6 protein-coding genes and 1 pseudogene are annotated in these 13,141 nt (G+C 40.4%); 1 reads left to right on the top strand and 6 read right to left on the bottom strand.

Annotation, left to right across the window (positions count from 1 at the left end):
• Positions 1 to 219: 219 nt before the first annotated feature.
• The 3 genes from ABJK37_RS07325 to ABJK37_RS07315 form a co-directional block, all read right to left on the bottom strand.
• Complete coding sequence (locus tag ABJK37_RS07325; protein WP_348351594.1) at positions 220 to 1,224, bottom strand: potassium channel family protein; 1,005 nt, start codon at positions 1,222 to 1,224, stop codon at positions 220 to 222.
• 138 nt (positions 1,225 to 1,362) lie between these two features.
• Entirely contained in the window at positions 1,363 to 1,944 is a 582-nt protein-coding gene (locus ABJK37_RS07320; protein ID WP_348351592.1) for a hypothetical protein, read from the bottom strand.
• 111 nt (positions 1,945 to 2,055) lie between these two features.
• Positions 2,056 to 2,214, bottom strand: coding sequence for a hypothetical protein (locus ABJK37_RS07315; protein ID WP_348351590.1), 159 nt, complete (start codon positions 2,212 to 2,214; stop codon positions 2,056 to 2,058).
• Between the two features lie 487 nt (positions 2,215 to 2,701).
• On the opposite strand from ABJK37_RS07315, the pseudogene ABJK37_RS07310 reads away from it, so the two are divergent.
• Positions 2,702 to 3,652: pseudogene (locus ABJK37_RS07310) on the top strand (integron integrase).
• A 27-nt stretch (positions 3,653 to 3,679) separates the two neighbouring features.
• Here the strand turns inward: ABJK37_RS07310 and recD are convergent.
• Genes recD through recC form a run of 3 tightly spaced genes read right to left on the bottom strand, consistent with a single transcriptional unit; the run spans position 3,680 to position 13,060 of the window.
• On the bottom strand, positions 3,680 to 5,674 hold the full coding sequence (gene recD, locus ABJK37_RS07305; RefSeq protein WP_348351588.1) for an exodeoxyribonuclease V subunit alpha: 1,995 nt from the start codon (positions 5,672 to 5,674) through the stop codon (positions 3,680 to 3,682).
• A 13-nt stretch (positions 5,675 to 5,687) separates the two neighbouring features.
• Positions 5,688 to 9,596, bottom strand: a complete 3,909-nt coding sequence (gene recB, locus ABJK37_RS07300; protein WP_348351586.1) for an exodeoxyribonuclease V subunit beta — start codon at positions 9,594 to 9,596, stop codon at positions 5,688 to 5,690.
• The gene (gene recC, locus ABJK37_RS07295; RefSeq protein ID WP_348351584.1) at positions 9,593 to 13,060 is read right to left on the bottom strand and encodes an exodeoxyribonuclease V subunit gamma; all 3,468 of its coding nucleotides are present in this window, start codon (positions 13,058 to 13,060) and stop codon (positions 9,593 to 9,595) included. The genes recB and recC overlap by 4 nt, the downstream gene beginning before the upstream one ends.
• Positions 13,061 to 13,141 lie beyond the last annotated feature (81 nt).

Here is a 13,141-nt window from a genome sequence, read left to right as displayed (position 1 = left end):
GATTTGCGATTGACGTGACTGAGGCATGACAGACCATCCATGGTTGTTTGATTTCCTTAAAGTTTAGTTCACGGATGCATTTTTGCACTTTTTAAAAATGGGTGTCTTCTTAATGTTTCTCGGATGCATTTTTGCACTTTTTAAAAATGGGTGTCTTCTTAATGTTTCTTAATGTTTAATGTTTCATTGACGCTTTTGTTAGGTGTTTATTCTGCCTACCTAGCATAGATTTCGACGTTTTAGTTCATCAATGCATTTAACAACCAGCTTATTAGAAATCTCTAAATCTTTCGCAATTGATTTATGAATATGTTTTGGCCATTCTTGTCTAGGCACACTTGGAAGCTTTGAATGAACCGAAAGAAGCAGTGATTCCGTAATCGTGGTTTTCTTCCAATGTGTGAATTCGTCGTGCTTCATCCTTAGATTTCTGCTATTAAAAGCTTCTGAGTTACTTTTCTTATTTACACTATTAGCTTCAAGCATATCCTCTATGAAGCTCATTTTTCTAGAAACACTATATGTAGCAGACTCAATCTTTTTGTTCTTTTGGGAGATATCCTTTAATCCAAATATAACATCGTGGCACTCTGAAAATTTATTCATTAGTTTCTTTATGGATGTATTGGTGCCAATTTCGATAAAAAGAGACTGATTAATATGAAAAACCATATACTTGTTGATACTCTCAATAAGTGCTCGAAGCCCTTTAATATTCTTATGCAAGCTATCTAATTCAACATTTGAAGAAAGGCTTCTTATTTCATCCATATACTCGTTTACTTCTTCTGTAAACGAAGACATCCTTCTCTCTACATCACTAGTATGCAGCAGTAAAAGTAGACTAGATTGTCTTTCTGATGAGACCTTGCCAATCAATATAGCAACAATAGTCAATCCAGTGATTGCTAAAAATACAGCCACTATTCGCCCTGCACCTAAAGGAGATATATCACCATACCCAAGCGTCGTTAAAGTTACTGCTGAAAAATACATTGCAGATAGGGTCGAATCTATTGGATCAAGGCACTTGATATCTATATTCATTCCGTGACCGTGATAAGTCATTACAGAAAAGTAAACAGTTGCAAGCCCCCATATCAATACAGTGACTAAACCCAATCGAAAGTAAGAAATCGTATCTAGAAACCTTCCAAATCGAGTAGTTAGAAAGTCTTTACTGTGCGGTTTATTGACCTTAAATTTTGTTTTATCAGTACTCATTCAAATCCTAGTAATGAGGTATTTATTTTCTTGGGTAACTCGGACACCTAACGCCTTTTATAAATGGCGCGCGTTTTTTGCGCGTCCAGTGAAGACCGCTTTTTGGCCGTAACGATATTTAATAAATTTGTTATACGTTTAACCACAGGCTTCGAAAGAACTCCATGACTCGACTATTTCTCCTGGGTTTTCAATTTTATAGCAAGCATAAAGTTCAGATGGTGATTCAATACCTAATACAATACCTTTATCCTCAATAAGACCAAAGGTTTCCTTATATGAAGCAAGGATAGGTATTACAAATGCGTCCCTATAACCAGAAACCAACTCACTTTCATTTGTATAATTTACATCATTAATATTTTCAGGATTGCACCATACCTGATAGAAAGTTCTACCTGCATTTGTCGAGACAGTTGAACCTTTGACACAACTCATAGAATTGCTTTCTTGAATTTTTGCAAACAATGGGGATAACTCTTTATCTCCAATACTTAGCTCATATTGAATATAAGAAAAAGGAAATATGCATGTTATTACGAGGAGCCAACTAATTCTTTTTTTGTTACCGCTGTAGTTTTTAAATGCATGATAAAAAGTAAATGGAAATAAAAACAACCCAAGAAAACCTAACCATGTTTTTTTCTTAAACATATCGATCACAACTGTCATGTATAAGAAAAAAGAAATCAACATTAGTAAAACAGAAATTAGTAGCATGCAATATTTCTCAGAATTCGATTAAACGTATAACGCTTACAATAACGGGAAAAGCAGAGCGACAGCGTGGCTTTTTCCCAATGAGTGAAACGAATGTTGTTGATTGTTTTGTTAGCCGTCATTTTCAATGTGAGTTATTACTCTTTGAATATCAGCTTCAGCAAACAACTTGCTACTCATAATCAAATTGTTCTCTAAATTATCTTCTATTAGTAATCCGATTGAAGTCAAATTGCATTTATCTGGATTTAAGTCGTCTAAATCAATCACAACCTCACCTCCAACAGAAGTAAGATAGGATATTTTTGATTCTTCAACTGAAATTTCAGAAAAAAGGGATCAAATAAACACATTACTGCTACAGTGGTTGAAGCAATTACTAGATAAAAAAAAGTTGCGTAAAAAAAGGATTCACTGACTCCAAAGTAACTAAATATCCCAAGCGCTAATGCGGTTGCAATAATCGGTAGTAATCTGTAATAAGTTACCAAATGCAACTTTGGTCTAATCTTAAAGTTCATAGTTTTGACGGCTAACAATATTAATCTCTTACAAAATCCGGTGTTTAAACACGGCAAAATGTCGCATATCAACATTCATGATTTTTAACATGTTTCCTATGTCTTTGTATAGGTAAGTTTTCTTTTCGATTTCTATTAACACTTTTGTTGATATGCGACATTTTGCCAAGAACTTGCTGTTATGGGAGATAACAACTATAACTGTATAAATATACATGTAAAATAGAGTAAAATTTATGCCTAATTCACCCTCACCTTTTTTAACTATGTTCGCCGAAGAAATGTATAAAAAGCGTTATGCCAAACGCACAATAGAAACTTATATAAAGTGGGTCCGTAGTTTTATTCTTTTTCATAATAAACAACACCCATCCTATTTACATGACGACGAAGTAGAAGCATTTTTATCCCATTTAGTGCTCAATCAAGATTGCGCCGCTAATACTCAATCTTCAGCATTAAACGCATTGGTATTTTTGTACCGAGATATTATAAAGCAGCCACTGACCTTAAAATTGAACTTTGTTAAAAGTAATAGGCAACAGAAACTTCCTGTAGTTTTAACAATTGATGAAACTCGTCGTTTTTTTGCAGTGATTAATGCGCGTCAAAAGCTTGCAGCTTCGATTTTATATGGCAGTGGTTTACGTTTGATGGAATGTGTTAGGTTAAGAGTACAAGACATCGATTTTGATTTTAAATCAATCAAAGTCTGGTTTGGTAAAGGCGGTAAACACAGAGTTGTCACTTTAGCTGATAATCTAATTCCTACTCTTAGGCAACAAATATAACTGGTAAGACATTACCTAGAAGCTGACATACTTAACCCAGAGTTTGCAGGAGTCTGGTTACCTCATTGTTACAGAATAAAAAACCAATCGGCGAACAAAAATATCGGTTGGCAGTATCTTTTCCCATCCGCTCGATTATCTAAAGATCCTGAAACTAAATTAATGCGTCGTCATCACATTGACGAATCAAGTGTGCAAAGAGCTGTGCGAGACGCGGCGCGTAAAGCGCAAATTGACAAAATAGTCACCCCCCACACCCTACGTCACTCCTTCGCAATCAGGAGCAGACATTCGCACAGTGCAAGACCAATTAGGCCACGCCGACTTACGCACTACACAAATTTATACCCATATTTTGCAACGCGGCGGAAATTCAGTAATAAGTCCGTTATCTAGGTTATAACCCCATTTTTCCTGAAACCGTTACTCTAACAGCCTTTGGGCCAATCCGCTGCCCCGCAGACACTGCTGACCCAAACTCAAACTGAGTGCTCTACTCTCACCGTAAAGCGAGAACTGTTTTTTAGCGCGCGTCAATCCAGTATAAATCAACTCTCGATTCAGCCCGCGGCCTTGATTGTTAGGAGTGATAGGTGGCAAACATAAATATACCGCTTCAAATTCAGACCCTTGGCTTTTATGTATAGTCATGGCGTATAGGGTTTCCAAACTAGGTAAGCGGCTAGGCAATAAGCCACGCACGTCACCTTCGGGAGTCACAAACCACACTTTGGTTAAAGCGGAATTATCAGGGTCTGGCATCACTATGCCTATGTCACCATTAAATAACTTAAGTTGATGATCATTTTTTGACAACATTACAGGACGTCCGACGTAGAAATCTCTGCTGCTATCAATCAGTCCTTGTTTATGGAGTTCGTTCTCAATCAACCCATTTAATTGATTTACGCCCCAAAAACCACTCTTTTGTGCGCATAACACTTGTTGCTCATTTAAATAATTAAATGCCTGTTTAATTTCACCTTGTTGTACAGCTTGAATGTATTGTTGATAAATAGGTAATAAGTTAACAATCAACTCTTTGAGTACTTCATTAGCAACTGTTTGCTGCGTAGTTTGGGTGGGTTGATACCAGTGGATATCAGTAAACGAACTGCTATTAAGTAACGTAAAACACTGCGCAACCTGCCCTGATTTGATGGTTTTGGCTAATTGACCGATACCACTGCTGTCTTTAAATCTGTGGCTTTTTACTAGCTTCACAACATTATCGCGAATAACACTTTGCTGCTTAGCATCAACAATGGCGGTTTCTTTAGTTAACATTGGCGCAACTGAGATTAATTTTGATAGTTGCTGCTGCATCATTTCACTGTATTTGCACAATGTAGCCTCTTGATTATCGACATGAAAACTAGCGGCGCAAATGTCAGATAACACACTCCCGGTTTCGACCGATGCCAGTTGATCTTGATCGCCTAACAATATGACTTGGGCATGGCTTGGTAATGCCTCGAATAATTTAGCCATAAGGGGTAAGTCGACCATGGACGCTTCGTCTAACACTAAAACATCTAAATGTAAGGGATGATTCGCATCGGCTTTAAAATAGGGACTTTGGGGCCTAGCGCCTAATAATCTGTGAATAGTTTGGCATTGTTCTGGTAGGTTTATTTGCAATGCGGGTGGTAATTTGAGTTTTGCAGCGCTAATCGATTCGGTCAATCTAGCTGCCGCCTTCCCCGTCGGGGCCACTAGTTGAATGTTAAGACTCTTTCTATTCACAGCGCTGTCCTGCGGCGCTGTTAAACCTTGTAACAAGGCTAATAGTTTGGTCACAGTGGTCGTTTTACCGGTACCCGGTCCGCCTGTAATAAAACTGAGAGATTGGCTGGCAGCGATACACACTGCTATTTTCTGCCAATCAAGGGTGGCCGTTTGGTTTGCAATATCTGCGTGATTGTCAGGGGTATCGAACAAACTTGCTAACAATTGTTGCGCTTTAGGTAGTTCTAAATCGATTCTTTTAGCCGACTTTTCACGAATAATAACTGCCAATTGCGACTCATACTGCCAATATCGCTGCAAATACAACTGACCGTTTTGTACTATCAGCGGTTTGACTTGTTGCTTATTTAATTTCACTAAATTTGTCGACACGTTTACGTAAGATTGCGACTTTTCAATGTTACTTTCTATTATTTTTAACTCTGGAAAAACATAGATACCTAAAAACGGCTGGCCTATAGTTTTTAGGTCAATACAAGTATGTTGCGCTCCTGATTGCGCACTAACGTACGCTGCCAAAAGAGTTAAACAGTCTCTAGCTGGGGCTTCTAACGCTGACTCTTCACTGTAGATGAAATCTGCAAAAGCGAGATCAATAGCACGAATTTTTGCCATTTTTAGCAATTGCGTTAGGGCGCTGTTTAATTCTGGGTTACTTAGGGTCTGCATTAACATTGCTTATTTACCATAAATCCATTTGTTGCTGAGTCTGAGGTGCTTTATTAGAATGACGCGCCTCACTAGACTGAAAATCTTTGGTTTCATCCTTTATCAGTGGCTTGCCTGCAAACAAGTCATCTAATTCTTCGATCATTGTTCGCTCAGGTAAAACAAAATACACACCATTACCTGGTATCGATTGGCTCATGCCGCGAATAAACAAATAATAAGCGCCTCCAATGTGAGTCGAATAGTCGTAATCACTTAACTTATATTTCAACCACCGATGTAACGCCAAAGTATATAAAATGGCTTGTAAGTGATAATCGTGATCTGTCATAGCCAGTTCCATAGCCGACAGGTGATAATCATCATAACTATCACCTAAATGATTAGACTTGTAATCTGCCACATAAAACTTGCCGTCAAATTCAAACATTAGGTCGATAAAACCCTTTATCATGCCGTTAAGTTGTTCGAATTGGTAATCCCGAGAATGTTGTTTAAAATACCGATTTATGATGTGATTAAAGTCGCTAACCTTCACTTGATGTAACGGCATGTGAAATTCCATTTCCACTTTTACTTGCTGAGGCGATAACTGGTTCAGAGCCAAAGGCGCTGTTGTAGATCTTGTGTAGGTTGAATTCACAGCCCCGAGGGTATTGTTCTGTGACATTGCTGAGTCGCTAAACGGCGAAGCTAATACATCGGTTAACCAAGTTTCGAGACAACCGTGCCACTGTTCGTCAATTCCAAACCAAGTCGATTGTTGCGTGATAATTTCGCTTAACTGCTGTGGCTTTTGTAAATCAATGTTTTCTAACACACCATGTAAAAACGAACCCGCATTTGCGCCGCGTTCAAAATTAAATGGACTGTGTAGCGCGGCTATCTCTTGCCCCACCTCCTGCCCCATCTCTTGCACCGCTTCTTGTATTGACTCTTCAGCTTGAACCGTTATCAATTGGTTTCTGTCTTGACCTTCATCTTGTCCTGGTGCAGGCATATCTAGATGTACTTGTTGGCTACTAATAGCTGAATAACTGGTTAATCGCCAAGCTCTATCAACAGGTTTAGCAAGGGTTAAGGTCTTAAGCTCTAGGGGCTGGGTACTCGTAGTTGACATATTTTCTTCACTTTGAAAAAGTTCAACTTGATTAAAAGCCCGATAGGACATGTCGCAGTGTTCCGCTAAGGCTTGAATACGCTGGGCTATGTGTTGATCGGTGATTGATTGTTGAGGATCAATCTGTTCACTTTGACCTGCTTCAGGTTTTGCAGAAAGCAACAAACAACCTAACGCTGATAACCCAAATCCCGAAACCTTTTTGCTTTTACCTAATTGCACATTCCACACACCAACCGAGCAATAATACACTGCCCGCGTTACTGCTACGTAAAACAAACGAATGTCTTCAGCTAGACGTTCAAAATCGGCTTTAGCTAAGTTGTGTTCTGAGTGTAAAAAATCGACTTCGAGTAGCTGTTGATCGTTGTGATACAAAGCTTGTTGCGCAGTTTTGTAGCTACTAGCAAATGGAATAAACACTAAGTTGAACTCTAATCCTTTAGATGAGTGCAGAGTAATAATTTGCACTAGATTAGCGTCACTTTCTAAACGCATTTGTTGGCTGTCACTGTTATGGTCTGGCTCTAACAAACAACTTTCAAACCAATGAATAAGTTGAGCTTCACCTACTAACTGCAAACTCTGTTGTTGCAGTAACTCGGTCAAATGGCGTAAATCTGTGACGCGCCTTAAACCATCGGCTTGATGTTTAATCAACCCTTGCTCAACATCAAAATACTGCAACACTTGGTTAATCGCTTTTATCACGCCTTGCTTTTGCCAAGTTTGATGCCAGTAATAACGTTGCTCTAACACATCTTGCCAGCTGGATTCGTTGTTGAATAAATCGTCTAACTGCTGGGCAGTAAAAGTAAACAACTCACTCATCAGCGCCGCTTTTAATAAACGTTCATCTGTAGGTTGGCTTAGTGCTTTAAGTAATCGAAATACATCTATGGCTATTTGAGTAGCAAACACACTCTTTCGGGCCAAAAACACACTTGACACATTTACCCCAGCCAAGGCATTTTTGATCACTTGCGCTTCATTTCGATTACGCACTAACACACAACAGTCTCCGGCGGTAATTGCGCGGCCTTTTATCTGCGCTTGATTACTCTTGGCCAGGTGTAACCACTGAGCTATTTGATTGGCGGTGGCAATTGCGAGTTGGCTGGATGCCTCATTAGCCGATATAGGTAGGTTTTGCTCACTGCATAAATGTTGAAAGTCCAAGCTTTCAACAACTTTCCCTTGCACAGTTAAACCAACCAAATCACGACCGGCCGCAACGGGGTAAAAAGGAATACTGCTTTCAAACAAAAAACCTTTACTGCTACTTTGAAACAATTGGTTAATGGCATTAACTAGTTTAGGAGCCGAGCGGTAATTGGTGGCTAACGTAAAATGCCTGTCACTTGCTACCCACTCTTTGGCTTTGATATAGGTAAAAATATCGGCACCACGAAACGCATAAATAGCCTGCTTGGGATCACCAATCATGATCCAACAAGGGGACTGATGCTCTGCGGATTTGATAGAGTTCGACTCTGAATCCGAGCCCTCCACAGCCGCGCCATAGATACCTTGAAACACTTCAAATTGTAGTGGATCAGTATCTTGAAATTCGTCAATTAAGGCCGCGGGAAAGTTGTGTCTAATAGTCGCTGCTAGCGAGCCAGATTGTTTGCTGTCTTGTTGTATTTTCTGGTTACCGTCTTGGAGACTTAACGCACGTTGCAACCCAGCTAATAAATCGTCTGGCGACAACAAGTGTAGCCTTTGTTTATGTGACTCAAGATTCGCTGACACCACCGACATAGCATGCTGGCTGAAGGCTAAAACTAAGCTTTCTTGGCACTGAACGAGTTGGCTTTGTAGCTCCTCAAACTGACTAAAATCTAAGTGAGATAAATCTTCACTGCCCTTCTTTGCGGCTTTTTGTATTTGTTCAGGGCCGTAAAGTAGCCAACCGGTTTTATCGAAATCAATTTGTAATTCATCGCTTTGACAAAACGCCTGCATCGCTTGCAAAGTAGGGAGTTTTGCTAATTTGGCTCGACCATTCAAATTGGCCTTGCTAAGTTGCTGAGCAACGTCATTCGACAACCACCAGTTTTTAGTTTTCGCTACTTGTTTAGCATATCGCTCAATGCGAGCAACGGCAGAATCAATATCTTGGGTTTCAAAAGGTTTTGCGTGCTGGCTAAGCAAAGATGCAATGTCTTTAAGCAGGGCACTGGGCGTTGGCCAACGTTTTAACAACAACTCCAAGGTTTGCGGTGGCAAGGTCACCACATGCTTGCGCCAGTAATCTTCACTGGCCATTTGTAACCATTCGCTTTCATCTAAAATAAAGCTTTGATCGTACATGGCACCACTTTCAAAGGCGTGTTCGGTCAATGCCTTGTGACAAAAGCCGTGAATGGTGTAAACAGCCGCCTCATCCATTTGTTTACTGGCCAAAGACAGTCGTTGACAGTCTAATTCAATGTTGTCACTTTGCCCGATAAGCTGCTGAATAAATGGGTCGTCACTGGTTTTAGCAAAAAAGGCCAAATACGCTTGGCGCAAACGTTGCCGAATACGCTCTTTTAGCTCTCCTGTAGCGGCATTGGTAAATGTCACCACCAGAATTTGTTCGACTCCTAAGGGCTTACAACCGTGCCCCAGTAACAATCGAATGTATAAATTGACAATAGTGTAAGTTTTACCCGTACCTGCACTGGCCTCAATTAACGATGCGCCAAACATCGGGAAGGAAAAGGTATCCAGAGGCTGCATTTGCTGTGATGGTGTTGGGTTATTCATGTTAGGCATAGGCTTTTCATTAGCATCATTATCAAAACGCTGACTCATTTACTGTCTCCTAATTCGACCAAAGGTAACAGTAATTCATCCGCCACTTGACTGAATGACTCAAAATGTACAGATAAGTCGGGGCATACTCTTTGAATATGCGCTTCGCTGCCCTCGCCTGCGGCAAAATCATTGCCATTGAATACAGCAATGGTTTTAGTTAGGTCTTGGGTGTTGACCCATTGCCAAGCCGCTTCAGGGTATAAGTGTAGTAATTGAGTGCTACCACTTTGCCAATGTTTAAGCCAATGACTTAGCAGTTGTATTGCATGGTTTTGCTCAACGGTAGGCAATGAGTAAGGTTTATCGGTGCTAATAAAGTAGGCCTGACTCTGCTGCTGATTGGGTCCAGATTTAGTGCCGTTTGCGCACAAACACAGCCATTGTAGATATAACGTAATTCTGTCTTTAGCTCTTAGCTTGCCCGTACGCCACAGTATTAAATTTTGACCATCCAGATGACCGACACGGCCGGTTAAGGTGATATCGTTAATCAGTAATTCAATATCAAGACTTTGTGAGGTGTTATTCGATTCACTCACCTCACAAATTTGCTGTGCTAGCTGAGCACTTTGTTTGGTTAGCGGACGCATTGCTAAGGTACCTGTTTGCCCAGTAGGCAATTTGCCTTCTGCCCTTAGCTGCTCTAATAATTTGGCGCTGTTTTGGTGTTTATTCTGTAGCAGATTTTCTTGTGCCTGGATTTCTGCTGGCTCGGTTTCTGGTGATTCTTGCAGCGTTTCGCCTGCATTGAGGTTTTGCTCAAGAGTAAACTGCACCAATCGTTCATTTACCTGATATCTGTCTAAGCCGTCAAAGGCAAAGGGCTCTTCGTCACTATTTTGTTGACCCAAGGGATAAAATCGCGTTTGCCAGCGTTGTATAAAAAACGCTTTGGCTGGGTTTTGGAAAAACTGGATCAACTCATCTAAATCAACCTGTTTTGATTGTTCTGCCGACGTCACTAAAGGCTCGGGGTTGAACAACAAATCAACGTAAGGTTGCTGAATTTGTTTCGCAATGGCTTGCTGTTTCTGATTAAAACTGATGTGCCTTGTAGAATCATTTGTAGATTGAGTATCGCTATTTACCTCGAAGTAAGCCTCAGAAAAGGGTTGAAGTTTATGTTTGATTGTTAAGTGTTCTAGCAAGTTTTTTTCAGTTTCTTCAGGCGCTAACACTAACTGCCCGAATAAACAAAAGCCTTGCTGGCAATATTCAAGCAATTCACTCAGCAAAATTGATGGGGCCAAAGGGCTATTGTCTTTTTGACTAAAGCCTTGGTAGCTGAAATACAACTGTTCTCTAGCCGATAATAACGCTTCTAAAAACAAGTATCGGTCGTCTAACCTGCGAGACCTGTCGCCACGTTTAACCGGTGCAACACGCATTAAGTCAAACCCCATTGGTACACTTTGTCTAGGGTAATCGGCATCGTTCATGCCTAATAAACAAACCATTTTAAAAGGAATACTACGCATCGGCATTAAGGTACAAAAATTCACGTAACCAGCTAAGAATCGTTGACCTACGCCTTTTTCTTGAATATTTTGCTGCAGCTCACTTACAAATACATCTTGATCAATATCATCGGTATATTGCGCTGTATGAAGCTGCATTTTTTCGAGTGTTTCTCTTAGTACTTGCATATCAGTTTGTTCGGTGTCGTCTGCGTCGTACAACTCAGACAGTAAAACTAACCCTTGCTCAATTTTACCTTGTAGGTTTTGAGACTGTTGGCAAAAGGCTAAGACCTTCAATAATACTGAGGTAAATTGATAACACTTACCCAAAGCTACGGCTTGTTGACCTTCTATGTCTGCATAAGCCGAAACGGCTCCTTGATTGCCTTGGTATAAGTCGACGCTCGACATGGCATACCCAGCTAATAAACGCTGCAACCCAAACACCCAAGTATTTTGTTGTTCACTCGGTAGGTCCCAGCGCTGTTTGTCGTTTTGGTCCCAGCCCCAGCGCACGCCTGCATCGGTTAACCAATGTTGTAACAACTCAAATTCTTGTGAGTCGATAGTGAACTTGCGTTGAATCGCTTGGACTTCCAGCAAAGACAATACTTCAGACAAAGTAAATCGGCTTTGATGTAATTTCATCAACTGCAAAAAGCTAGCTAACAGTGGTGACACTTGACCTACATTGCGATCCGATATGGCATAAGGAATCGATAATTTGCTGTCAACCGCGCCAAATACCCCTTCAATAAAAGGCGCATAAGTGGCGACGTCTGGCATCATCACTATCACATCACCAGGATGCCAACTGGGGTTGTCGTTAAAACATTGCAATAATTGGTCGTGAAGCACTTCAAGCTCACGGACCTTTGAATGACATGCGTGAATTTGCAACGAAGTATCGGTGCTAGATAATTCAACTTTTGGGTACTGCTGCCCATTAGATAACAATTCGCTGGCGTCTAATTCGTCAGTGGTTGCTCTAAACTGCAGGCCGTTGACGTCAGATTGGATATGCTCAAGTAAACTTGTAGGTTGGATATCGATAAAACAATCCTGCTGTTGTAACTCTAAACCCAACAACATATCTTGATAATCTCGGCCTAACTTCCCCCAAGACGCAAGTAGTGGGTTACCAATATCTAGAAACGCCTCACCCTTGATTGCTGCATTATCAATGGCTTTAAGTTGCGCTTTGGCCTGTGTTTTTTTGTCAACAATATCACCCCAATAATGTTGGCTTGGGTTAAACCAAAAAATCAATACATCTCGTGATTCAGCAAGGGCACTGAGTACCTCTAGCTGTTGCATAGGCATGGCTGAAATTCCGAACACCATAAGAGGCTTTTGATGTATCTCACTCGGGTTGCGAGTGGAATGATGTAAGGCCTCTAATAAAGTATGGTGTAGGTTAGCGCGATGAAACCTCGACTCACCTAAATTTTCTGAATAGGACACCAAAGCTCGCCATAAAATAGGTTGCCAAGGGTGAGCTTCACAAATTGATTTATCGTTGCTGTCAGGCAAGTCGTTTTCACCTGCTTCCCAATGTAAGATCCAGTCAGGGCGGTACACTAAATATTGGTCGTACACGTCTGCGATTTTACAGGCTAATTGATACAACTTAAGGGGTTGAGAGTCACACAAATATTGTTCAATTGCGGTAAATTCGTGCTGTTGCAACATAGAGGGTAAAATTGACATGAGTTTCCATGTCATATTGGGCTTAGTAAAGGCTGATTGTTCAGGTAAGTCTGCCACATGTTGTTGATATAACTGCCAAATAAAACTTGATGGCAAAGGAAAGTCGATATTAGCTGCAATCCCTAGCTTCTCAGCTATTTGAATTTTTAACCACTGAGACATGCCTGGGCTTTGTACCAAGATTTGCTCGGATTCAAATACTGAATTTCCCTGCGCTGCCGAATCTTGCAAACAACTAATTAAGCTTTCAGCTAAGCATTCCATTTTGTTGGATTGAACCAGATACAGCATAAATACGCTAGGCTTCTTGATGTGAATGATTGAGTGTTTTAGTCTATCAAACTTAAATTTAAAATACTTTTCTAACCAATA

This window comes from Paraglaciecola sp. (assembly GCF_039964565.1).
GTDB lineage: Bacteria > Pseudomonadota > Gammaproteobacteria > Enterobacterales > Alteromonadaceae > Paraglaciecola.
Note: the sequence above shows the minus strand (reverse complement) of the source record. Positions and strands in the feature narration are given on the sequence as shown.